Genomic DNA, 23,546 nt, shown 5'->3' with positions numbered 1-23,546 from the left:
GGCCGCGCGCTCAGCCGTGCGCCGCGTGGCGCTTGCGCGTGGCCGCGGCCTTCTTCGCCGAGGCCGAGCGCGCCGCCGCCGGGCGCGCCGCCGCCGCCGCGCCGCCCACCTGGCCGCCCTTGCGCGCGGCTTCGTGGTTCTCGGGCTGGCCGCGGCCCGAGCCGCTCTGCTTGCCGCCGCCCGATTCCTTGTTCACCGTGGCCCAGGCGCGGCGCTCGGCCTCCGCCTTGGCCACGCCGCGGTCTTCGTAGCCTTCCTCGATGTGTTCGGCCTTCCGCTTCTGCTTGTCCGTATAGGAAGACTTGTCGCCTTGAGGCATGGCAATGCTCCTGTGAAGTGGCAAGGCCGCCATTGCCGCGCGATGGCCGGGCGGCGCAGGTAGGAAAAGGCAGCATGCGCCCGTCGGTCGCGCACGGTGCGTGCACCGACAGCCGGCGTCGGCGCGGGCCCACAGCCGCCGCCCGCCGGGCGGCCGCAAGCTGGTCCTTTGACGACATGCCGCAGGAGAAATGACATGGCCACGAGCAGCGCCGCAGGCGCCCCCAGCACCCATCCCGTCCAGCCGGACGACGACACCCGCCTGCTCGGCCCGAGCGACAGCTCGGACAGCGGCAGCGACACCCTCGGCCAGCGCGCCGACCTGGCACCGCCGGAGGACAGCCTGACCGGCACCACGCTTGAGCCGCTGGACGGCGGCAGCGACAGCGCCGGCACGGGCGAGCGCGCCGATGCCGAGGGCGACCTGCCGCCCGACGGCGCGGACATCCTGCCCGACCGCATCATCGGCCCGGGCGGCCGGCGCCTCGACCCGGCGGAGGTCCATTCGCTGGGTGGCAGCTGGGCCGCGGAGGATGGCACCGACAGCGACGATCCGGCGGATGACGCGGACGACGCCTGAGCGGGTCCGACGCCTCCTACGGCGATTGCAGGCGGCGCCGACACCGCGTGCGTCGCCGAGGAATAAGGTGTAGAAAGTATTACTTCGAAAGCGAGGCATGCCATGCCCCACACCCGCAAATCGCTGGCTGAAGCCGGCGACCACCCTCACGCCCCGGACTTGAAGAAGGGTCTGTTCCAGGGCACGCCCGAAGAAGTGGGCCGCGCACTCAAGCGCTCGGCCGAGCGCAACCCGAAGCGCAAAGGCGATCCGTTCCCCTCGGCCATGTCGATGCTGAACTTCTACCTCAACCGGGCCGGCCACCAGCTGACCGCCGCGCGCCGCAGCCAGCTCGAAGCGGCCAAGGACGTGCTGCGCGAACTGTTCCACCGGCCGCCGCACCACCCCCTGTCCTGAGCCTGCGCCGGGCGCGCGCGGCCGCATAAACTGGCGGCTTCCCAAGCTTTGCGCCCCGGTGCGCCCGATGCCATGGACCGTCCGCCTCTCTCCTCCGCCGCGATGCGCGCGGCCTTCGCGCCCACCGGCACGCTGCGCGCGTCGATCAACCTGGGCAACCCGATCCTCGCCGCGCGCGATGCGGCCAGCGGCGAGCCCACCGGCGTCTCGGTCGACCTGGCGCGGGCCCTGGCGCAGCGCCTCGATCTGCCGCTCGAATGCCTGGTGTTCGACAAGGCGGCCCAGTCGGTGGACACTTTGCGCAATGAGCGCGCCGACATCGGCTTCTTCGCCATCGATCCGGCACGCGGCGAGGGGCTGGGCTTCACCGCGCCCTATGTGCTGATCGAAGGCAGCTACCTGGTGCCGGCCGGCGCGGCGCTGCAGGACAACGCCGAGGTCGACCGTGCCGGGCTGCGCGTGGGCGTGGGCTCGGGCAGCGCCTACGACCTGTTCCTCACGCGCGAACTCCGGGCCGCGCACATCGAGCGCCTGTTCAATGCCGAAGCCGTGATCGAGGCGCTGCGCGCCGGGCGCGTCGAGGTCGCGGCCGGCATTCGCAAGCAGTTGCAGACCCTGGCCCAGGCCGACGCGGGCCTGCGCCTGCTGCCCGGCCGCTTCATGGTGATCCAGCAGGCGATGGGCCTGCCGGCCAGCCGGGGCGCGGACGCCCGGGCCGCGCTGGCCGCCTTCGTCGAGGAGATGAAGGCCAGCGGCTTCGTGGCCGAGGCGCTGGCGCGCCACCGCATCGACGGCGGCACGGTCGCGCCGGCGGCCTGAACGCGGGCGCTACAGCAGGTCTTCGGGCAGCAGCTTGAGCAGCAGCCAGTCCTTGAAGCTGCCGAGCCAGCTTGCACCGGGCTCGTCGGTGATCCGCTTCTGGCTGCCATCGGGGTCGTGCTCGATCCACTCGACCTTCTCGCCGTCGTCGCCTCGCAGGCGCAGCTCGTAGGCGCCCATCGAGCGCAGCGTCATGAGCTTGCCGAACTGCTCGGCCAGCGCGGGGCTGTCGACCAGGATGCCGATCTCGGTGTTGAGCCGCGCCGAGCGGCCGTCGAGGTTCATCGAGCCCAGGAAGATCCGGCGCCGGTCCACCAGCGCCACCTTGGCGTGCAGCCGGCCGGAGGAGCTGCGGAAGTCGCCCAGCCCGGCCTGGCGCGGCGCGAGCTTGGCGCCCAGCTCGAACACGCGCACGCCCGCCTTGAGCATGCGGTAGCGGTACTTGGCATAGCCGGCGTACACCAGCGATTCGTCGGTCGCGTCGAGCGAGTTGGTCAGCACGATCACCTGCACCTGGTTGTCGACCGCCATCTGCAGCAGCTTGACCCCCTCCTCGCCCGGAATGAAATAGGGCGAGACCATCACCACCTCGGAGCGCGCGCCGCTGAGCATGGCGATGGTGCGCTGGGTCACGCTGTCTGCGAAGCTGGCCTCGGGGTCGTCCATCGCGACCTTCTTGGGCGTGTCGGCGATCGCCCTGCCGTCGCCCGGGATCTGCGCGAGGCGGCCGGCCTGCAGCTGGCGTTCGATGGGCGCATGGCCGAGCACGTCGGTCTCGCGTTCGGTGGTGGCGGGCGCGGCGCCGGCCAGCCGGGCCTGCAGCCAGCCGCGCGTGACCTCGCTGTCGGCCGGGACCCGCATCAGGTTGTCGATCGGACGGGTCTGCGCGCTGTTCCAGAAGTCGTCGAAGGTGTCGGACAGCTCGGGCACCACCGGCCCGCTGACCAGCACGTCGAGGTCGATGAAGTTCGCGACGTCGCTGCGCATGAAGTACTCGTCGGCGATGTTGCGCCCGCCGGTGATGGCCAGGCTGTTGTCGGCCACGAAGAGCTTGTTGTGCATGCGCCGGTTGAAGCGGCGGAAATCTCCCAGCGACAGGGCCAGCCGCAGGCCGAGCGGCCCGCTGCGCACGGCCAGCGGATTGAACAGCCGCAGCTCGAAGTTGGGCTGCGAGGCCAGCGCGGCGAAGAGCTCGTCCTTGCCCGCGGTATAGAAGTCGTCGACCAGCAGCCGCACGCGCACGCCGCGCCGCGCGGCGTCGAGCAGCGCGCCCAGGAACTGCTTGCCGCTGGCGTCGTCCTGCAGGATGTAGTACTGGGCGTCGAGCGTCTTCTGGGCCGCGCGCGCCAGCGCCAGGCGCGCGTTGAAGGCGGTCGGCCCCTCGGGCATCAGCTGGAAGCCGGAGAAGCCGGTGGGCATGTCCTGCCCGCTGGCCAGCGCGATCTGCGCCAGCCGGGTGTCGGCGACGTCGGTGCGCGCCGCCGAGAAGCGTTCGGGCTGCGGTGGCGGCAGGCTGGCACAGCCGGCCACCACCACCGCAGCGAGCAGGGTCGCGGCACGGAGGCGTCGCTGGAGCTTCAGCGCCATCGCGTCACCACGCCCGTTCAGACCCGTTCGGCCACCCAGCCCTGGACCGAGGCCAGCGCGGCCGCGAGGCCGCTGGGGTCGGTGCCGCCGGCCATCGCCATGTCGGGCTTGCCGCCGCCCTTGCCGCCGACCTGCTGGGCCACGAAGTTGACCAGCTCGCCGGCCTTGACCTTGGCCAGCGCGTCGGCGGTCACGCCCGCCGCCAACTGCACCTTGGCGCCCTCGGCGATCGCCAGCACGATGACCGCGCTCTTGAGCTTGTCCTTGAGCTTGTCCATGGTGTCGCGCAGCGTCTTGGCGTCGCCGCCGTCGAGCTGGGCCACCAGCAGCTTGAGGCCGCCGAGGTCGATCGCCTGCGCGATCAGTTCGTCGCCCTTCGACGACGCCAGCTTGCCCTTGAGCGTGCCGACCTCGCGTTCGAGCACCTTCATCTGGTCGAGCAGCTGGGCCAGGCGCGCCTGCACCTCGGCCGGGGTCGACTTGAGCGTCTGGGCCGCGGTCTGCACCGCCGACTCGAGCTCCTGCAGGTAGGCCAGCGCATTGGCGCCGGTGATCGCCTCGATGCGGCGCACGCCCGCGGCCACACCGCTCTCGCTGGTGATCTTGAACAGGCCGATGTCGCCGGTGCGGCTCACGTGGGTGCCGCCGCAGAGTTCGCGGCTGGAGCCGATGTCGAGCACGCGCACGGTCTCGCCGTACTTCTCGCCGAACAGCATCATCGCGCCGGTCTTCTGCGCCGACTCGATGTCCATCACGCGCGCCTGCGTGGCCGCGTTGCCCAGGATCTCGGCGTTCACGCGCTTCTCGATCTCGAGGATCTGCTCGCGCGTGACCGCAGCGTTGTGCGCGAAGTCGAAACGCGTCTTGTCGGCATCGACCAGCGAGCCTTTCTGCTGCACGTGCGTGCCCAGCACCTCGCGCAGCGCCTTGTGCATCAGGTGGGTCACGCTGTGGTTGCGCATGGTCGCGTGGCGGCGTTCGCCGTCGACCGCGGCCTTGACCACATCGCCGACCTTGAGCGTGCCCTGGGTCTGCGTGCCGTGGTGGCCGAACACGTCGGCCTTGATCTTCTGCGTGTCGTCGACGCCGAACTGCACGCCCTCGGCGCTCAGCGCGCCCTGGTCGCCGACCTGGCCGCCGCTCTCGGAATAGAAGGGCGTGGTGTCGAGCACCACGATGCCGGGCTGGCCTTCCTTCAGTTCCTGCACGGCCGCGCCTTCGAAGTACAGCGCCTGCACGGTGGCCTGCGCCTCGAGGTGCTCGTAGCCGGTGAAGGTGTTGCCCGCGCCGGCGTACTCGACGTTGCGGTCCATCTTGAACTTGCCGGCCGCGCGGCCCGCGGCCTTCTGCTTTTCCATGGCGGCGTTGAAGCCGGCCTCGTCGACGCTCACGCCGCGCTCGCGGCAGACGTCGGCCGAGAGGTCGAGCGGGAAGCCGAAGGTGTCGTGCAGCTTGAACGCGACTTCACCTGGCAGCGTGGTGCCACCGCCGGCCAGCGCCGTGTCGAGGATGTCCATGCCGTTGGCCAGGGTCTCGAAGAAGCGTTCTTCCTCGGCCTTGAGCGTGTCGGTGATGTGCTTCTGCTCGGCCACCAGCTTCGGATAGGCCTCGCCCATGATGGCCACCAGGTCGGCCACCAGCTTGTGGAAGAAGGGCTTCTTCTGGCCCAGCAGGTAGCCGTGGCGGATGGCGCGGCGGATGATCCGGCGCTGCACGTAGCCGCGGCCCTCGTTCGAGGGGATCACGCCGTCGGTCACCAGGAAGGCGGTGGCGCGGATGTGGTCGGCGATCACGCGCAGGCTCTTGTGGTCGAGGTCGGTGGTGTGCGTCTCGCGCGCGGCCGCCTTCACCAGTTTGTCGAACAGGTCGATCTCGTAGTTGCTGTGCACGTGCTGCAGGATCGCGGCCAGCCGCTCCAGGCCCATGCCGGTGTCGACGCAGGGCGCGGGCAGTTTCTTGACCGAGCCGTCGGGCTGCATGTCGAACTGCATGAACACGTTGTTCCAGATCTCGATGTAGCGGTCGCCGTCTTCGTCCGGCGAGCCGGGCGGGCCGCCCGCGATCTCGGGGCCGTGGTCGTAGAAGATCTCGGAGCACGGGCCGCAGGGGCCGGTGTCCGCCATCATCCAGAAGTTGTCGGACATGTAGCGGCCGCCCTTGTTGTCGCCGATGCGCACCACGCGCTCGGGCGGCAGGCCGATCTCCTTGGTCCAGATGTCGTAGGCCTCGTCGTCCTCGATGTAGACCGTGGCCCAGAGCTTCTCGGCCGGCAGCTTGTAGACCTGGGTCAGCAGCTCGAAGGCCCACTGGAGCGATTCGCGCTTGAAGTAGTCGCCGAAGCTCCAGTTGCCCAGCATCTCGAAGAAGGTGTGGTGGCGCGCGGTGTAGCCCACGTTCTCCAGGTCGTTGTGCTTGCCGCCGGCGCGCAGGCAGGCCTGCACCGAGGTCGCGCGCTGGTAGGGGCGCTTGTCCTCGCCGAGGAACACGTCCTTGAACTGCACCATGCCCGAGTTGGTGAACATCAGGGTCGGGTCGTTGCCCGGCACCAGCGGGCTGGACGGCACGATGGTGTGGCCCTTCGAGGCGAAGAAATCGAGGAAGGTCTTGCGGATGTCCGCGACCGTGAAGGTGGGCTGGCTCATGGGATGAAAAGGCTGGCGCAGCGGAACAGTGCTCCCGCTAACTGCTTGATTTGATTGGCCATTCGATTATAGGTTTGGGACCACCCCCGCACCCGCGTGGGCCCATGCCCTTCGCCGCGCCGCCCGCGCCCGCCAGGCGCTACTTCAGGTCCATGAAGTTGCTCTCGATCCAGACCCGGCCTTCCTCGTTGAGCGCGAGGTCGAGCGCCTGGTCCTTGGAGATCTTCTTTTCCTTGATCGCCACCGACAGCGGGTTCTCGAAGGAATCGTCCTTGCGGTGGTTGTAGATGCGCTCGTTGCCCTCGGGATCGCTGTAGATGTAGGACACGCTGATGCCGTCGAGATCGGCGAAGGGCTGCAGGAACTCCATGAACTGCGAGGCGGTGATGCCTTCGGCCTTGATCGCCTGCCAGTGCTTGAAATAGATCGACTGGCCCAGCACCTGCTCGCGGCGCTGGATCTGCTGGGCGAGCTGCGGATCGGCTTCGGGCGCCCGGCGTGGCCATTCGCGCGGCGCGCCACAGCCGCCGCAGGCGATCGATCACAGGGAGCCCGCTTGGGTCCGCTCGTTGGCCGCCAGGCGGGCCACGGTCGGATCCGACAGGATCAGCACGGCGCGGTAGGCCGCGCGGCCGGCCAGCTTGGCGTCCTCGGCCAGCTGCTTCCAGCTGCGCTCCTGCTCCTGCGGCGACAGCGCCGCCGACTGGCGCAGCAGGGTGCGGCTGATCTCCAGCAGCGCCTGCGCCGAGGTCAGGCAGAAATGCACGGCCGACAGTTCGGGCCGCTCCCGGTAGTGCGCCATTTCCGTCTGGCGTACATCGACCTGGTCTTCCGCCGACAGCATGCCGAAGTCGGTCGACCGGCAGAACGGCACGCTGCCGAAGGCGCCGCCGAAGCCCTGCATCGCAGCCTCGATGGCGGCCGAGGCTTCGTCGACGAGGACGGCCTCCCGCTCCCTCAAATCCATAAGTGTCTTCCGTACGATTGCATGTATCCCCCACGAAGGAAGGCGTCTGGATCCGGGCCTCACCGGGCCGCCCAGCGGGGGCCGGGCGAGGCACGCGGATGGGGCCGGATGCTACCGTGCACCCCCGCTGGCGCCCGCAAACGAAAGAATGAATTCGGTGCCAGTAGTGCTTAAAGTAACAAATTATGTGAGAAAGTGGTGGATTGTCACCACACTGTTAACTGATACCGGCCGGCGTCAGGGAAGCGCAAGAAACTTCCCGCCGGCAGCGGCTCTCAGCGCGCGCAGTCTCGCGCCGTCTCGAGCGCCGGCTGCCCCCGCATGTCGTGGTATTCGGGCGGCAGCGTCTGCACTTCACGCAGCGTCACGCGGTGGCCGGCCCTGCTCAGCGCGTCGGCGAAGCGGCGCTGCAGCACGAAGGGCGTGACGTTGTCCGCAGGGTTGCCCAGCACGAAGAGTTGGCGCCGGTCGTCGCGCACCACCGCGCCGATGTGCGCCAGCGGGTCGTACATGCCCTGCACCGCGGCCAGGGCGCGCGCGCTCGGCGGCCCCTCCCCCGCCATCTCCAGGCGCAGCCGCACCCGCTCCTCGTAGGCGAAGGCGGCCGAGGTCATCACCACGCAGCGCAGGTCGGTGCGCCCCAGCGTGAGCATGGCGGCCGCCGCGGTCGCACCACCGCTGTGGCCCACCAGCACGAACTGCGCGATGCCGTGGCGGCGCTTGAGCGCTTCGAGGGCGGCATCGATGGGCGCGAACTCCTCGGCCAGGCGCCGGCGCCGGCCGTGATCGCCCGAGGAGCCATAGGTGCCGGGGCGCGCCATGAAGATCCACGGCACGCCCGCGCGCTCGCGGTTGCGTTGCGCATCGCGCGTGCGCAGGGCCTCGGTGTTGCCGGCAATGCGCGTGGGCGGCTGGTCCATCACGTCGTCGCGGTCGCCGGAGAACTGCACGATGGCGATGCGCGCGCCGTCAATGCCGTCGCTCGCGAAATAGCGGATGCAGGCCGGTCCCGCGGCGGGCTGCACCCACAGGTAGCCGGCGCGGTCGGGGCAGTCGGCGCGCACCGCGGGCTGGTTCCAGCGCAGCGCCGCCTCCGCGGAACCGGTGAATGGCGCGGACACCTCGGTGCCGCTGCGCTGCGCGCAGGCGGCCTGCGCCAGGGCCAGCAGCAGGAACGCGAAGCGGGCATGCCGCCGGAGGGCGCGCGCCGCCGTCACAGCTTTTCCAGCAGCACCGACACGTTGCCGAAGTCGGACTGCTGGCGGTCGCCCTTCACCAGCACCAGGTCGCCGTCGCGCAGGATGCCGCCGAGGTAGCCCGCGAGCTGCACCGCATCGTCGAAGTGCGGGCCGAGCAGTTCGGCCGGCACCTCTTCGCGCAGCCAGCGCATCTCGTCGCCATGCGTCACCACATGCTGGATGCCCGAAGCCAGCAGCGGCGCCGCCAAGCTGCGGTGCATGGCCTCGGCCTCGGCGCCCAGGTTGATGATGCGGCCCAGCACGCCGATCTTGCGCGCCACCGGCCCGGCCGGCGCGTGCCCGTAGGTGCGCACGAAGTCCATGGCGTTGCGCATCGACATGACCTCGGCGTTCCAGCTGTCGTCGATCAGCGTGGCCTGCACGCCGCCTTGCGTGCGCAGCGCGCGCACCTGCATCACAGAGGCGGGCAGCCGAACATGCGGCATGCGCGCGCAGGCGGCCTCGCCGTCGAAGCCCATGGCCAGCAGCGCGGCGAAGGCCAGGGCCGAGTTGCGCACCAGGCCCGCGCTCTCGATGGGGAAGACATATTCGAAGGTGCGCGCCGCCGTCGCGATGCGCACGCGGCAGCCGCCGCCGGGCTCGGGCCGGGTGTCGAGCACGCGGATGTTGGCGTCGGGCCCGCGGCCCACCACCCAGATCGCGCCCGCGGTGCGCGCGGCCGCCTGCACCACTTGCGCCAGGCAGGGGATGTGGTCGGCCACGATGGCCACGCCGCCGGGCTCCAGCCCCAGGAAGATGCGCGACTTGTACTCGGCCGTGAGCTCCAGCGTCGAGGCCTGGCGGGTCTGGGACAGGCCGATCTCGGTGACGATGGCCACGTGCGGCCGCGCCATCAGCGCGATCGGCCCGCGGTCCATCCAGAGCCCGCTCTGCGCCATCTCGAGGATGCAGACGTCGGCATCGGCCGCCAGGTTGGCCAGCATGGCCGGCACGCCGACGCGCGAGTTGTAGTTGTCGATGGTGGTGTGCACGCGCGCGGCCTGGGGCAGCAGGTCGCGCAGCATGGCGATGGTGGACGACTTGCCGACCGTGCCGGTCACGCCCACCACCAGGCCCTGGTAGCGCGCCCGTGCGGCCGCGCCGAGCGCGAGCATGGCGCGGATCGGGTCCTCCACCTGCAGCAGCGGGAAGCCGGGGGCGAGCCCGTCCACCGGATGCGCGACCAGGGCGCCGGCCAGTGCATGCTGCAGCCGCGGCAGCTCGAGGTGGCGGTCCCAGTTGTCCGGGCGCGGCTTGCTGTAGCTCTCGTGCACGGCCAGCGTGCGGTAGTCGGAGGCCACGAAGAGCGCCGGCGGCGGCAGCATCGACATGTGGAGGGGCCCGCGCACCACCGAGTTCACGCACCAGCCCGGCGGCGGCTCGACCAGCCAGCGGCCGCCTGTGACCTGCTGCAGTTGCGCCGCCGTCCAGACCGGCCCGGCCTTCGGGCCGGCGCCGGGGCGCGAGGCGGCCAGCACCGGTGCCGGGCGCTCGGGCAGCGGCACCGGGAAACCGGGCACGCGCAGGCCGCACCACACGGGCAGCAGGTGCGCCGACAGGCCCGGCGCGTCGCCGCGCACGCGCACCTCGAGCCGCAGCACATCGCTCTCGAGCAGGCCGGGCCGCGGCGGGCGCAGGCCGTAGCGGTCGCGGTAGATGCGGCCGGGCTCCCAGCGGCTGGTGGGCCACATCCAGTCGCAGGGATCGTGGTCCATGCCCTCGCCCCAGGCCGGCATGGTGGTGCTGCGCATCGGCAGCGCGCGGAACTGCAGGCGCAGGTCGGCCGCCACGGGCGCGTCGACGGTCCAGAAGGACTCGACCCACAGGATGCGACGCCCGACGATCTGGCGCGGCGCGCAGCGCAGGCCCAGCAGGCGCATCGGGCCGATCTGCAGCGGCGTCATGCGGGCGTCGGCGGGCACGGCATCGACCGTCCATTCGGGGCGCGGCGCGCGCAGCGGGCCGACGGTCGAAGCCAAGGCGGCCACCGAGGCGATGGCTGCATCCGTTGCCGGTACGACGAGCGGCCGCTCGGGCGGCGACAGGCGCAGGACGCAACGCCCGCCGGGCATCGGCGTCATCTCGGTGCCGAGGGCCCGGCACTGCGCGGCGAAGCGCGCGCTGGCCGCTTCGGCCGGCTCGCCCTCCACCTGCTTCGAGACACCGAAGCCGACCCCAATCGGCGTGAACAGCACCTGCTCGACGCCGTGCAGACCCAGCGTCAGCGAGAACACGCCCGAGTCGCCGAAGTCGTTGCGCACGGCGTCGAACAGCAGGTCGCCCGCGTCGTGCAGGATCGGCCGGCCGCGATGGACTTCGAGGCCCTGCAGCACATGCGCCGAGGTGCCGAGCACCGCATCGGCGCCCGCATCGACGATGGCATGGCCGACCGCGATCTCGGCGCGCGAAGGCTCCGTCTCGAGGTTGGCGCCCCAGTGCACCGCCACCAGCACCACGTCGGCCTCGCGGCGCGCGGCCTCGATGCGCGGCGCGAGCGTGGCCGTCCAGGCGGCCGGGTCGTCCAGCGACAGCCAGGCCGCGCCGGGCTTCCGGGCGGTGGCGGCGAAGCGCGGCTGCGTGGCGTCGAGCGAGAACAGCGCCACGCGCACCCCGCCCGCGCGGCCGAAGGCCGGACGCAGCGCGGCCTCCAGCGTGCGGCCGGTGCCCGCGTGCGCGATGCCCGCGGCGTCCAGCAGTCCCTGCTGTTCGATGAGCGCCTCGGGGCCGTAGTCGCCGCTGTGGTTGTTGGCGGTGGCGACCATGTCGATGCCCGCCTCGGTCAGCACGGCCAGCATCTCGGGCCGGGCACGGTAGTAGTAGGGGCCGGCCTCGTCCTTCTCGACGCCCTGCTCGCCGGTGGTCGCGACCACGCATTCGAGGTTGACGATGCGCAGGTCGGCCTCGCGCAGCGCGGCGATGCCGCCGAGCACCTGCCGCGGCCCGCCCAGCTCGCGCGTGCGGTAGTGCTGGCGGCGTGCCAGGTTGACGTCGCCGCCCCAGGCGACCACGCCGGATGCGGCGCCCGTGACCGCCCGCTGCGGCAAGGGCGCCACCTCGGCCGGCATCGCTTCACGCGCCTTCAGCAGGCGGTGGTAGGCCACGTAGCCCGACAGGTAGTGCTCCACGTCGTCGATGCGCACGCGGAAGCTGTGGTGCTGGATGAAGAAGCCGCCGAGGATGCGCCCCGGGTTCTTGAAGAACATCGCCAGCTCGGGCCAGAAGTGGCCGTTGAGCAGGTAGCGCGCGCGGTAGGCCAGCGCGCGCTCGAACTTGGCGAGATCGAAGCCGTCGAGCAGGTGCACGAACACAGGATCGGCCTGCAGCCGCGTGACCATCTTCTGCGCCGCCATCATCAGCTCGAGCAGCGTCGGGTAGGTCGTGATGCGCTCGAGCACGAAGTCGAGGTAGCCGCGCACGTTGTCCAGGCCGAAGCGGTAGTAGCGCTCCTCGGGCCGGTAGAGCGTGAGCTCGTTGATGCAGTAGCTCAACCAGTGGTCGTGCGCGCGCCAGTGCTCGGCCTCGATGAAGTACGCCACTGCCTTCTCCACGGTCTGCAGCCAGCGCGGGTCGCGCGTGAGGCCGTAGAGACGCATCAGGCCGAAGGCCGCCTCGCCGTCGTAGTAGATGGTGCGGTGCGCGGCCTTGAGGCTGAGATCGGGATGCAGCAGCACGTGCACGAAGCGGCCGGTCGCCGGGTCCTGCATGTGCACGATGCCGATCGCCAATTCGGCCAGCAGCGGCAGGTACTGTTCGTCGCCCGTGAGTTCGGTGTACTTCACGAAGGCCAGCAGGCAGACCGCGTTGCCGCCCAGCTTGATCTCGTCGCCGAGGTCGACCAGGAAGGCCGCGCGCTGGCCGTCGGGCAGGTCGACGTGCCGGATCAGCGTGCCGCGCAGGTAGGCCAGCGCGGACTGGATCGCGGCCATCTGCGAGGCACGGAGCGCCGCATCCTGCGTGAGCTCCCAGCCTTCGAGCAGCGCATAGGTCGAACTCGCATGGCGCAGCGCGTTGTAGGTCGGGATCGGCCGGTCGAAGCAGGGGAACCAGCCGTAGTGGTACTCGCCCGAAGGTTTGACCTGCGCCGCCAGGTAGGCGGTGCTGGTGTGCACCACCTCGCGCACCGCCTCGGCATCCCAGCGCGGCAGCTGGCGGTAGCCGTGGTTTGGCGCCTGCTGCTCGATCACGTGCGCCTGCGCGCCATCGGTGAAGACCGCCCGGGTGCTGAAGATCCACACCCGCTGGCCCGGTTCCGTCGGCCATTGCAGGGCCCGGCCGAAGCGGCGCTGGCCGTAGCCCGCGAGGTTGATGGCGTTGGGCGTTGCCGACTCCACCGCGTTGTCGTAGAGCAAGGCGTTGGCGCCAATCTCCGGCGCCAGCATCGCGATCGAGAGGTCGGCCTCAAGCGCGATGCCGAAGCGGAAATAGTTGCGCTTGACCGCGGCGAAGATCGCCTGCAGCGCGTCCCAGCGCAAGGCCTCCACCACGTCGACCGCATCGACCCGCAACCAGATCGGTGCCTGCGCCTGTGCTTCGGCCCATTCGCTCGCGAGACGCTCTCCTTCGCGCCAGGCCTGCGCCAGATCCGCACCCGTCGCGCGCAGCACGTGCGCGCGCGCATCGGCGTTGCCGAGCGAGAAGAAAAGCGTGCAGGCCGGACGGTCGCCAGTCGCTGAAGAGGCATCGCGCGCCTGCCCTGTCGTTTCCAGCGCGGACTTTGCCAGCCTCAGTAGATCGTTCGTATTCATATCTTGCGGGGACCCTTGGATCGCAGCCGCGAGAAGATCGCCGGCCGGCGCCGCCGATTCTGAATGCATTCTTCCTGATGTGAAGCGTCAGACCGACACCCCGGAAACCTGTGAAGGTTGCCATGGGGTCGAGTCGCTACAAGGTCTCCTCCCGCTCAGGAAGATTTCCCCGCAGGGCCTGTGTCAGTGGCCTCATCGGCCAGGCGCGTGTTGATCGCGCTGCCGTTGAACTGCGGTGGCAGCGTGCTGTTGAAAAACGCGATCGGGTTGAGGTTCTGATTGGCCGCGTGCGCGGCTTCGACAGCCTCGCGTTGCACGATCGCGCGGTCGGTCGGCGTCTGCAACGCAGGCGCGACGCCCGACGAACCGCCTTCTTCGTACGGGTTTGGGGTGGCCGCGGCGGCGATCGCCTCCAGCACGACGTCGGCACGTACGCGTTCGTTTGTCAGCGGCTGCACGCCTTCATATGTTTCAGCGACAACTGCGCCAGCACAGAGGACAACGACGGCGGCCATGAGGTTTCGAAGGGAGTTCATGATGGTTCCTTGGACGTAAAGATGGAGGAGAAAGGCTGCCCGGCCCTGAGGCCGTTCAACAGACATGCCGGATTGCCTGCCTGTGCTTGCACTGTCCTCTTCGCGTCGCCGCAAATCCTTCAGCGTTGTGAAGGGTTCCAAAGAATTGCTAAAGCCTTCGGCGACACCGCACCTCGGCGTGGGTGAGAGAGCCCGGACGTAGTACACCTGTAACGTGCGAATCAGATGTCCCAGAGCATCGGCACGACAGGCGGTGGCGACCCAGGGGCGAGCGCATCTTCCAGGAGCCGGGCCAGCGCGGCCTCGTCGGCCTGCCGGCCTTGGGCCGCCCAGAACGCCGCGTCCGTGGAGTCCAGCGTGACCTCCAGCCCTCGCAGCGTTTCGACCCGGGCATGCAGGCTGACGCGATCTCTACGAGTCTCGCCCTGTTCGTGAAACCGATCGGTGGCGCCCATCACCTGTGCTGCCACCTGCGGATACCCGCTGGCGAGCGCCAGCCACGAAAAGATGTCGCCGCGCGCCAGCAGCATCCCGCTCGCACGCAACGCATCGATCGTGCGCGAGGCGCCGGCGCGCGCCTCCTCCAGGCGCCCGGCGGCCGTGAGCGATGCTGTCAGGCCAGCGAGCGCATAGGCGCGTGTCAGACCCTCGCGGGGGCTCGGTTCGATGAGGCGCAGCAGATCCTGCAATTGGGCCGCAGCCGCGTTCGGTCGGTCCATGCGCAACTCGACCCATGCCATGTCTGCCATCAACATCAGTCGGTAGCGATGGATGCGCTGGGCCTCGGCGATGACCAGTGCCTGCTGCGCCAGTTGCAAGGCCGCGGGATGGTCGCCGGCGGCATCCGCGAGCAGCCCGGCGATGCGCAGGCGGCGCATCCGGTCGGCCGGCGCCGAAGTCTGGCTTTCCAGGCGTTCGGCGTATTCCAGCTGTTCGGTCGCGGACGCCAGGTCGCCCGTGCGCATGAAGGCCTCGGCAATCATTCGATGACAGGCATGGACATGCCGATGTTCGCCCAGCGCCCTGAACATCGACGCCGCTCGCTCCAGCGCCTCGATGCACTGTGAGCTCGGCATGCGCCCGTCGATGCCCAATCGACCCATCCATTGCCAATAGCGCGCTGCCAGGGCGGGCGGCGTCTCTGCATCCAGCAGGTGCCGCACGCGCATCAGGTGCTGCATTGCTTCGGGCACCGGACCGGCGGTGGCGAGCAGCACCGCGATGTGCGTGGCGATCGTCACGGCTACGATACCTTCGCCGGGCCTGCCGACGGCCCAGGCCAGGGCGACGCGCGCGTTGTTCATCTCTGCCCAGAGCCACGCGCTATCGCGCTGACGGACCGCCAGACTGCAGATCTCGCTCATTGCATGTGCGTGCCGTCGTGCGGCCGCCTCGGCTTCCCCCGCAGCCTCGAGTTGCTCGAGTGCGAACAGCCGCATTGACTCCAGCATGCGATATCGAGGCCGCGCACCGGGCTCGATGGTCAGCAAAGAGCGGTCCACCAGCAGGCCCAACTGCTCGATGACGTCGGTCTTCTCTCCGTCCACGCTCCCTGCCATGCATTGCGCGCCTTCAAGGCTGAATCCACCGGTGAATACGCCCAGGCAGCGCAGCATCGACTGTGTTGCCGGCGCCATCAGCTGATAGCTCCAGGCCAGCGCCGCATGCAGCGTCTGGTGGCGGTCCAGTGCGATGCGCGCTCCGCGTGTCAGCAAATGCAGGCGCTCGCCGAGTCGGCTTCGTACTCCCGTCACACCGAGCAGAGGCACACGCGCTGCAGCCAACTCGAGCGCCAACGGGATGCCGTCGAGGTGCCTGCAGATTTCAACCACTTCGGCGAGCTCGGCGCCGGCTGGACAGAATCCGGCCTGCAACGCGCGCACCCGCTCAATGAACAGGTGAACAGCACCGAAGCGCTCGGCGGTCGCGAGTTCGGTCGGTGCCGGCACGGAGAGCGGCGCGAGCCGATGCACGTTCTCGCCGACGACCCGCAGCGGCTCCTGGCTCGTGGCAAGAAGGTGAACACCCGGCGCGACGCGAAGCAGCAGATGCGCGAGCGGCGCCACGGCGGCCAACATGTGCTCGCAGTTGTCCAGCACAAGTAGCAACTGGCGGGTCTGCAGGGCATTGGTCAGCTCCTGCAATGCCGTGGCATGGCCCGGCAGCGCAATAGACAGACACTCCGCGACGGCAGGTACCACCATGGCCGGATCGCGTACCGCCGCGAGTTCTACGATCCATCCGCCATGCAGATATCGAGGAGCGAGACTGCGTGCGACCGCAGCGGCCAGGCTGGTCTTGCCAATGCCACCGGCACCGCAGAGCGTGACCAGCCGAGCGCCATCGCACGCAGCGACGAGCGCGGCAGCGTCGTCAGCACGGCCATACAACGGCGGCAATGCGGCGACCAGATTGCCAGGTACTTTCGAGCGCCCCGTCGCCGCTGTTGCCACCGCTGCGGATGCGCCTGCCCCTTCACGCACCATTCGCTCTGCCGTAAAGCGATAGCCACGTCCGGGAACCGTAGCGATGGCCTCGGCGCCCAGCAGCTTGCGCAAGCTGGACACCTGGACAGTGAGGTTGTTGTCTTCGACCACCAAGCCCGGCCATGCCGCCGCGATCAATTCATCTTTGCCCACCACGCGATCGCGGCGCTGCACCAGTGCCAGCAGCACGTCGAACGCGCGCGCGCCCACGGGCACGGCTCGCCCGTCCATCCACAGTTGTCGCTCGTCAGCGCGAAGCTCGAAACGCCCGAAGAGGAAGGATTCCATGCCGTTCCGCACCACCTTTCATTGCGTCACCATCAGTTGGGTGAAGGAACGGAAATACGGATCTGACAGCCATGGCGGCTGCGCCTTGGAAACCAATCGCAAGCTTGGAAAGCGTGCCAGCAGGGTCTCGAAGGCCAGCGGCAACACCTGTGCCTGCAACGGTAAGCCGATGCAGGCATGCGGACCGCGACCGAGCGCAAGTTGCGCCTGACCCGAGGCCGGCTTCGCACGCCGGATGTCGAAGATTTCCGAACCGGCACCAAACACGGTCTCATCGTGGTTGGCGGAACCGATCAGGCCGATCAGGCGATCGCCTGCCTTCAAGTCGACGCCGTCCAGTGTCTGATCATCGGCCACGAAACGCTCGATCACGCCCAGCGGCGCATCGAAGCGCCGCATCTCCTCGATGGCGTCGGGCAAAAGACTCGGCTGCTGCGCGACATCGCGCCAATCTCGAGCGTCATCCAGCAACAGGTTGCGCGTGCCCGTACACAGCAGGAACTCCATCGACAGGTATCCTCCCAGCGTAAATTGCAGAAGCGTCATACCGGCTTCAATGATCGTCAACTTGCTCCAGTCCAGCAACGTGATCTTCGCGATCTCATGCAGCAAAGTGCCCTGAAACTGGCCCTGGAAGGCGGCGCGCGCCATCAGCAGGCCCAGCGCCATGATGAGTTGCGCCGCAGCCATCTTGCCGATGAAACGGTTCAACGGATCGAGCGTGTGATCGGCATGCATCATCACCGTGCGCGCTAACCGATCGATGTTGGCGCGCTCAACCTGAGGAACCCCAAGGACATCGAAGAAAACCTCACGCGGCACACGGCGCCCGAAATGCTCGACGAAGTCGAAACAGTCCGCAGGCATGCGTGCGATGTCGTCTGCCGCCGCCATGGACTGAGCGAGCGCCTTCGCCTCAGCACCCTGCATCGCCTGATGGAAGGCCGCGTCGAGCCAGACACGAACCTGCCGATGGCGTGGGGGATCCATCGTGAACAATCCACGTGGCCCGCTGGCGCCCTTTGGGCGCTTGAGAAAGCGACTCTCGTCCTGAAGCAAGGCCTCGACCTGCACGTAGCGGAAAACCCAGTAGGCATCGTGCTCCGGCACATAGCGTACCGGGCAAGTCTGGCGGAACCGGGCGAATGTCGGATACGGATTCGCCAGGAAACCTCTGTCACGGGGATCGAAGGCGTCCATGCCGCACCTTGCATGTTGACCGGCCCGCACAGCCGTTGACGCCTCGCCAGTCGACAGTGGCGCCATCACGGATTCGGCCATTGCCTCCAGAACGGTCTTCGTCAGGACATTGTGGATCTGGCGCTCGCAGTACTCGAGATCGAACGACGTGCTTGGACCGACATTCCGCAACGACGCTGCATGGGGCACCAGGGAATCCAGGTTGCGCAAGGCGTCCAGTCCAGGGAAGAAGAGATAGAGGCTGCCGCGCGTCGTCACCAAACGGGGCAACGTGAGCGTCGCACCTGCGTTGTCGATACCCATGCCGGGCAGATTGAACACGCCGCAGTCGGTCGCGGCGCCGGCGATCGGATCCCGCGTGCCGCGAACTCCGGGGCTGAAGATGTCACCGTTGATCCACTGTTGCTGGATGAATTCGAACTGCCGCTCCAGGCTGCCGCAAAAGAACAGTCCGAACAGGCCCACTTCGGCCGATGCACTGCCAGTGACCGGCAGCGCGTAAGGCATTCCACGGCGCAACAGGCGCCGGCTGTAGCGCACGCCGGTCGTGCGCGAGGTGCGCGGATTGGCGCGCCGAATGTGCGCCCCGATCGGGCAACGCTGGCCTTCTTGGTCATCGGTGGTCATTGGGAATTCGTAGGAGGGCGCATAGTCGAACGCGTTCGTTCGCCACTTGTCCTTGGGGGCCTTCTTGATCGCCTCGTCGTCGGGGTATAGGGAAACGGGATGACCGTCAAACCAGCGACCGAGCAGCTTGGCAGCCACCAATTCGCGCGACACGCCCAAGGCACTGGCGCCCTCGTCGAGGGCTTGATGGAACGCCCTAACGTCCTGCGCCAACATGCGCATGGCGCAGAAAGTGCCGTTCTGAGCGAGCGCCGGTGGCAGTTTTCCGATCGACGGACCGCCGTAGATGTCCTGGTATCCCGAACCGAGCAGGAACTCGCCCGGACTCGCTGCAGGCTGGAGATCGGTATCGGCACTGTCTGCAGGCAATGTCCCGTCGCAGGGTGTCGCGATGCGAGGCTGGCCCATGCCTTCGCGGTAGCCGAAGTGATCGCGGCCGTCACCCAACGCCTTGGCTTCCACCTGGTGCACGAGGCGAACGCCCTGGTCGACCGAATTGCAGGCGCCAATGGCCAATGCAGCCGCATCGAAGGCAGGCGACTCCCCTGCAGCGCCGTAGAGCGAGAGCATCACGTGAATCGACGCGCCCGGTTGCCCCAAACACCAATGGATGGGTGCGCTATCGTCCACGTCACCGTTCGCTACCGCCCGCGAAGGCTCGGCAGGTCCTTCCATGAAGGCCTTGGGGAAATCCGCAAGCAGACCCGGTTCGATGTCGAGGGCCTTCAGCCCTGCGAAGGTGAGCCCCACGTTGAGCATCGTGGCAGGTTTGGCCGCGCCCCATGGCTGCGCACTTGTCACCACCAGAGAGGCCAGCCATGCGCGGGCACGCGCCGGGTCGGCGATCTGATAAAAAAAGTGACGCGCGACTTCGGCGTTGTACGAAAGCAGGATGTTTCCCTGCACATCGGCGCTGTCGATAGAAGTTGGTGCGCGATCGGAGGCCGGAGGTGGCAATTGCCGACGCGGACCTGTGATCTCGAGCACTGTGCGCTGCGGATAGGCACTGAAGAGCGGATAGTCCTCCGGGATGGGCAGCGAAGGCACGCGCACTCGATTGTTGCGCTGGATGAAGTCCCAGAACTCGTCAGGGTGCTGCTGCACCGGAAAGGCGGTATACCCATCGACATAGCTCAGTATGAGACTAAAGACGTCGCCCAATTGAATGGCGAAGTCCATCACGTAGGGTTCGAGCGGGCCGTCGAATTCGGTGATCACCAGCAGCGCGGACTGGTCGGGCAAGGGCACGAAGCGCGCGAAGTGGACGAAGCCCAGTTCGTCCAACGCCAACGAGATCTCTGCCTGACGCAAGCGGATCTCGACCAGCAGTCGGGCCATTGTCCATGGATGCCTCAATTTCAGGACGAGGTTCAGGCCATGGCTGACCTGTGGGGCCCCGGACTTTGATTCGGAAAAAGCCAGATCAAACTCGTCCACGTCTTGCCCCTTGTGATGGTGAAGACCGGCCGTAGCATAAACATACAACCTTTGTTTCTATCCATCGTTTAGAACCGCATGGCAACGAAGTGTTTCTTGAGCGAAAAATTTGCCGGTGGAACTGCTCGACCCCTCCCGAAGAAATCGATGCAATCGGAGGCTCCGGAGAATGTCGGCTTTCAAAGTCCGCGCGTAAGCTCGCCTGGACAGAACGGTGGGGCCACTCTCCACCAATGATTTCACCCCCCCTTTTTTCGTCCGCCCTTACACCATGCTCAAGATCCACCACCTCGGCCACTCCCAGTCGGAACGCATCGTCTGGCTCTGCGAAGAACTCGCTGTCCCCTATGCGCTCGAGCACCATGCGCGCGACGCCGTCACCAAGCTCTCGCCGCCCGAGATCAGGGCGCTGCATCCGCTGGGCGCCGCGCCGCTGATCGAGGACGGCGCGCTGCTGCTGGGCGAGTCGGCCGCCATCGTCGAATACATCATCGTGAAGCACGGCGGCGGCCGCCTGAAGCCCGGGCCCGAGCATCCGGACTACGCGGCCTTCCTCTACTGGTTCCACTTCGCCAACGGCAACCTGCAGCCGGTGATGGGCCGCATGATGATGGTGAGCCGGGCCCAGCTCCCGCCGGAGCATCCGGTGCTGGCCGGCGTGCAGGATCGTCTGGACCGCGTGCTGGCGCTGATCGAAGCGCGGCTGGGCACTGTGCCCTATCTGGCGGGCAGCGAGTTCACGGCGGCCGACATCATGAGCGTGTTTTCGCTCACCACGATGCGCCTGTTCCAGCCGCTCGACCTCGCGCCCTACCCGCACATCCGCGCGTACCTGCAACGCATCGGCGAACGGCCGGCTTATCGCAGGGCGATGGCGAAGGGGGATCCGGATCTGGTGCCGATGCTCGGATGAAGTGGAGCGGGTGAAGGGAATCGAACCCTCGTCAGTTGCTTGGGAAGCAACAGCTCTGCCATTGAGCTACACCCGCGTCGGGGGCGGATTCTACCGTCTGTCCCGATGGTCACGCCCAGCGTCAAGGCCAGCGTGGGACGACTTCCATGACGGTTCAACGGTCTTGAACGGATCGAGAGCGATCAGAGCGGTCTCGCAGCGGTCAAGAGCGGTCGAACACGGTGTGACGACTACAGGGGGTGGTTGGTGTCGCATCGTGCTCACGAACCACCTCACCGACTCAACTTCAGCCCGGCATTGCACCGGGCCGCTACCCAGTTCAGGGACCGAAGATCTTCCGAACGATCGACGGTCCGAGCAGTCCCGTCAGAAACGGATGGCGCTCGACGATCTTCTTGCCTTGTGCATACGCGCTGGACTCCTCGACCCTGTCGCCAAGCTCTTGCAGACCGTTGAGAAGCTCCCGTTGACGGTCGTCCTCGCGCTCCATCCGCCGGCTGTCTGCCTTGACGACGGCGTCGATGCCTTGCCTGATCGACCACTCGGTTTCCATCTCGACCTTGGTCTGGTCTGAGACGAGACGTTCGAACTCAGGATGGTCACGGCCGTGGTTCCGCTCGACATGCTCCTCGGCCTTCGTCTTGGCCTCCTCTGTATAGCTCTCCTCCATCTCCTCGTAATCCATCAGGTAGTTGAGCCGCTCCTCATAGAGATCGAACTCCTTGTTCGACATCTTGTAGCCCTTCACCAACTCGACGAGTTCCGGGTACGTTTGGCACATCATGACCGCCTGCTGGAACGGCACGCCGTTGATCATGTTCATTTCGCGGTTCCCACATCAGTGATTCGGTTTTTCACGATCGGATTCATCGGGTCCATCGAACACACCACCACGCGAGATACCGACTTGAACTCGCCACCGAGTACGAGCGGTTGCCTCTTCTTCTGCCCGGGCTGCAGCCCTGCAAGGTCAGTGATCGCGTAGTTGGTCAGTTCCGCACCGTCTTTGTTGTAGCCCCACGCACGCGGGTAACCAGACAGGACTCGTTGTGTCGTGTTCTCGAAGGTGCAGTACGGGTTGACTGACTCGACCTTGCAGTCGGACATGCGAAGTGGTTCCGGACACATCGCGATCTCGTAGTTCGGCTTGGACGCTTGGAAGCACCCTGCAAGCATGAGGACGCCGACGGCGGATGCCACAGCACAGATAGTTCTCTTGGAAATGATGTTCTCCTCGATTCGTTGACTTGAAGATGAGTTCGACCCGAGGGTTACCCTCGCGTCAAAGCCGCGACCTACTGGTTGCGATGCCGTTCAAGCAGCCGGCTCCCTCACTTTCCCGGCGTTCTTCGATACATTCAACGACAATCGCGGTACATGGACCGTGGCCCCATATGCATCATATCCGTAACGATCAAGGGGTGCCCAACCTCTCCAGTCACCGTCAAGATCCACAGCTCGTGGCCCTTGGCATGGCTATCCGGCGCTTGCGTCAGGCGAACGAGATCTCGCAGGAAAAACTCGCCCTGACGGCTGAACTCGACCGAAGCTATGTCGGACGTGTGGAGCGAGGAGACAACAACGTGGCGATGCTCACGTTGTCTCGGATCGCCACAGCGCTGGGCGTCACGATGAGTGAGCTACTGGTCGAAGCAGGCCTCTAGAAGCACTTTTTCAAAGGCAGTGATGAGCAACAACGCGAAGAAGAATGCAGTACCTCAAAAAGCTGCCAAGCGAAATGCACCGGCTTCACCGAAGAGGTCCACAGCGTCCGCTCGTACAAATTCTCCATCCGTAAAAACGGCGTCAAGCGGCGCAAAGCCTCGCAGCAAAGCTGCGTCTAGTCCGCACAACCGATTCGGGATACAAGAAGCGGTCAACGTTTTAAGCGTTGCCAGCGCCCTCGTTACGCTGATTGACGGCTATCAGAAGTACGGCCCGCTGGTTACTAAAGCCGTCCAAGGATTGTTTGGCACTTCGTTCATGACCACTCTCCGCGACGTTCAAGCGCAAAGTGTCGAGGAGCAGGAGCGTGCAACGATCCTATTGGGAATAATCGCGAAGGTCCTTCGCGAACTTCGAACCGCTCCGCTTCCCGATATGGACTACAGCGATCCTTATGTGCTAAGCACGCTGGACGAGGCTTTGAGCAGCATGGCGCAGCAGGAAAGCTATGAGCCGTTGCTACCCACTCTGCGGATTGCGGAGCTTCACCAGAAGCTCATGAAGAAGCTGCCACCGAAGAAAACCACACGACGAGCGAAGGTTGTTAAGGTTTAGGTCACCTCGTCCTGAGTCGTCACACCGTGTTCGACCGCTCTTGACCGCTGCGAGACCGCTCTGATCGCTCTCGATCCGTTCAAGACCGTTGAACCGTCATGGAAGTCGTCCCACGCTGGCCTTGACGCTGGGCGTGACCATCGGGACAGACGGTAGAATCCGCCCCCGACGCGGGTGTAGCTCAATGGCAGAGCTGTTGCTTCCCAACGCATGCCTTCGGGCCGACGATTCGACTCGTCATCACATGCTCCGCATGTGAACTCATCTCACCGTCGAAACCTCCCTCACCTCGTCCATTTCGCAGTACCGTGTCCGGTCAAGAACTCATCTCACCGTCGAAACCTCCCTCACCTCGTCCATTTCGGGGACCAGTACCGTGTCCGGTCAAGACCTCATCTGAAGGTCCTCATCGGCATCAAGACACGACGATCCAGACCTTCATAACCACAGGTTTTTTGACCCTGTTTTCACGGTGGGTCGGTCCGGG

The 23,546-nt window shown here is 67.1% G+C and carries 18 protein-coding genes and 1 tRNA gene; 6 read left to right on the top strand and 13 right to left on the bottom strand.

Going from position 1 to position 23,546, the window contains the following annotated elements:
• Positions 1–10: 10 nt before the first annotated feature.
• Positions 11–319: a plasmid stabilization protein gene (locus tag A9977_RS21915; RefSeq protein ID WP_183027007.1), complete on the bottom strand. Its 309-nt coding sequence runs from the start codon at positions 317–319 to the stop codon at positions 11–13.
• Between the two features lie 195 nt (positions 320–514).
• On the opposite strand from A9977_RS21915, the gene A9977_RS21910 reads away from it, so the two are divergent.
• From A9977_RS21910 to A9977_RS21900, 3 genes are all read left to right on the top strand, one after another.
• The gene (locus A9977_RS21910) at positions 515–898 is read left to right on the top strand and encodes a hypothetical protein (protein WP_183027006.1); all 384 of its coding nucleotides are present in this window, start codon (positions 515–517) and stop codon (positions 896–898) included.
• 102 nt (positions 899–1,000) lie between these two features.
• Positions 1,001–1,294 carry a DUF3175 domain-containing protein gene (locus A9977_RS21905; RefSeq protein ID WP_183027005.1) on the top strand — a complete coding sequence of 98 codons (294 nt, stop codon included), beginning with the start codon at positions 1,001–1,003 and terminating at the stop codon, positions 1,292–1,294.
• Between the two features lie 72 nt (positions 1,295–1,366).
• Positions 1,367–2,113, top strand: a complete 747-nt coding sequence (locus A9977_RS21900; RefSeq protein WP_183027004.1) for a transporter substrate-binding domain-containing protein — start codon at positions 1,367–1,369, stop codon at positions 2,111–2,113.
• A 9-nt stretch (positions 2,114–2,122) separates the two neighbouring features.
• On the opposite strand, the gene A9977_RS21895 is transcribed toward A9977_RS21900, so the two are convergent.
• The 9 genes from A9977_RS21895 to A9977_RS34665 form a co-directional block, all read right to left on the bottom strand.
• A complete protein-coding gene (locus tag A9977_RS21895; RefSeq protein ID WP_183027003.1) occupies positions 2,123–3,700 on the bottom strand; it encodes a phosphatidylserine/phosphatidylglycerophosphate/cardiolipin synthase family protein in 1,578 nt (525 codons plus the stop codon).
• 17 nt (positions 3,701–3,717) lie between these two features.
• Positions 3,718–6,342: an alanine--tRNA ligase gene (gene alaS, locus A9977_RS21890; RefSeq protein ID WP_183027002.1), complete on the bottom strand. Its 2,625-nt coding sequence runs from the start codon at positions 6,340–6,342 to the stop codon at positions 3,718–3,720.
• Between the two features lie 139 nt (positions 6,343–6,481).
• A complete protein-coding gene (locus A9977_RS21885) occupies positions 6,482–6,784 on the bottom strand; it encodes a hypothetical protein (RefSeq protein WP_183027001.1) in 303 nt (100 codons plus the stop codon).
• Between the two features lie 99 nt (positions 6,785–6,883).
• Positions 6,884–7,309: a hypothetical protein gene (locus A9977_RS21880; RefSeq protein WP_183027000.1), complete on the bottom strand. Its 426-nt coding sequence runs from the start codon at positions 7,307–7,309 to the stop codon at positions 6,884–6,886.
• A 275-nt stretch (positions 7,310–7,584) separates the two neighbouring features.
• The gene (locus tag A9977_RS21875; RefSeq protein WP_183026999.1) at positions 7,585–8,526 is read right to left on the bottom strand and encodes an alpha/beta hydrolase; all 942 of its coding nucleotides are present in this window, start codon (positions 8,524–8,526) and stop codon (positions 7,585–7,587) included.
• Positions 8,523–13,292 (bottom strand): CapA family protein, encoded by a 4,770-nt coding sequence (locus A9977_RS21870; protein WP_183026998.1) that lies wholly within the window; start codon positions 13,290–13,292, stop codon positions 8,523–8,525. The genes A9977_RS21875 and A9977_RS21870 overlap by 4 nt, the downstream gene beginning before the upstream one ends.
• A 155-nt stretch (positions 13,293–13,447) precedes the next feature.
• Positions 13,448–13,828, bottom strand: a complete 381-nt coding sequence (locus A9977_RS21865) for an alpha/beta hydrolase (protein ID WP_183026997.1) — start codon at positions 13,826–13,828, stop codon at positions 13,448–13,450.
• 221 nt (positions 13,829–14,049) lie between these two features.
• A complete protein-coding gene (locus A9977_RS21860) occupies positions 14,050–16,602 on the bottom strand; it encodes a winged helix-turn-helix domain-containing protein (protein ID WP_183026996.1) in 2,553 nt (850 codons plus the stop codon).
• A gap of 18 nt (positions 16,603–16,620) precedes the next feature.
• Positions 16,621–19,866 carry a cytochrome P450 gene (locus tag A9977_RS34665; RefSeq protein WP_183026995.1) on the bottom strand — a complete coding sequence of 1,082 codons (3,246 nt, stop codon included), beginning with the start codon at positions 19,864–19,866 and terminating at the stop codon, positions 16,621–16,623.
• Positions 19,867–20,137: 271 nt separating this feature from the next.
• Here A9977_RS34665 and A9977_RS21850 point away from each other — a divergent pair, with 271 nt between their 5' ends.
• Entirely contained in the window at positions 20,138–20,779 is a 642-nt protein-coding gene (locus tag A9977_RS21850; RefSeq protein WP_183026994.1) for a glutathione S-transferase family protein, read from the top strand.
• Positions 20,780–20,781: 2 nt separating this feature from the next.
• On the opposite strand, the gene A9977_RS21845 is transcribed toward A9977_RS21850, so the two are convergent.
• From A9977_RS21845 to A9977_RS21835, 3 genes are all read right to left on the bottom strand, one after another.
• Positions 20,782–20,855, bottom strand: a tRNA-Gly gene (locus A9977_RS21845).
• A gap of 243 nt (positions 20,856–21,098) precedes the next feature.
• Positions 21,099–21,602, bottom strand: coding sequence for a hypothetical protein (locus A9977_RS21840; RefSeq protein ID WP_183026993.1), 504 nt, complete (start codon positions 21,600–21,602; stop codon positions 21,099–21,101).
• Complete coding sequence (locus A9977_RS21835; RefSeq protein ID WP_183026992.1) at positions 21,599–21,886, bottom strand: hypothetical protein; 288 nt, start codon at positions 21,884–21,886, stop codon at positions 21,599–21,601. Before A9977_RS21835 ends, A9977_RS21840 begins: the two co-directional genes overlap by 4 nt.
• A 287-nt stretch (positions 21,887–22,173) precedes the next feature.
• On the opposite strand from A9977_RS21835, the gene A9977_RS21830 reads away from it, so the two are divergent.
• Positions 22,174–22,443 carry a helix-turn-helix domain-containing protein gene (locus A9977_RS21830; protein WP_183026991.1) on the top strand — a complete coding sequence of 90 codons (270 nt, stop codon included), beginning with the start codon at positions 22,174–22,176 and terminating at the stop codon, positions 22,441–22,443.
• Between the two features lie 22 nt (positions 22,444–22,465).
• Positions 22,466–23,059, top strand: coding sequence for a hypothetical protein (locus A9977_RS21825; protein WP_183026990.1), 594 nt, complete (start codon positions 22,466–22,468; stop codon positions 23,057–23,059).
• The last annotated feature ends 487 nt before the right edge of the window (positions 23,060–23,546 follow it).

The organism is Variovorax sp. UMC13, from assembly GCF_014170375.1.
Lineage (GTDB): Bacteria > Pseudomonadota > Gammaproteobacteria > Burkholderiales > Burkholderiaceae_C > Variovorax.
The sequence above is the reverse complement of the archived record's forward strand: the minus strand, read 5'-3'. Positions and strand labels throughout refer to the sequence as shown.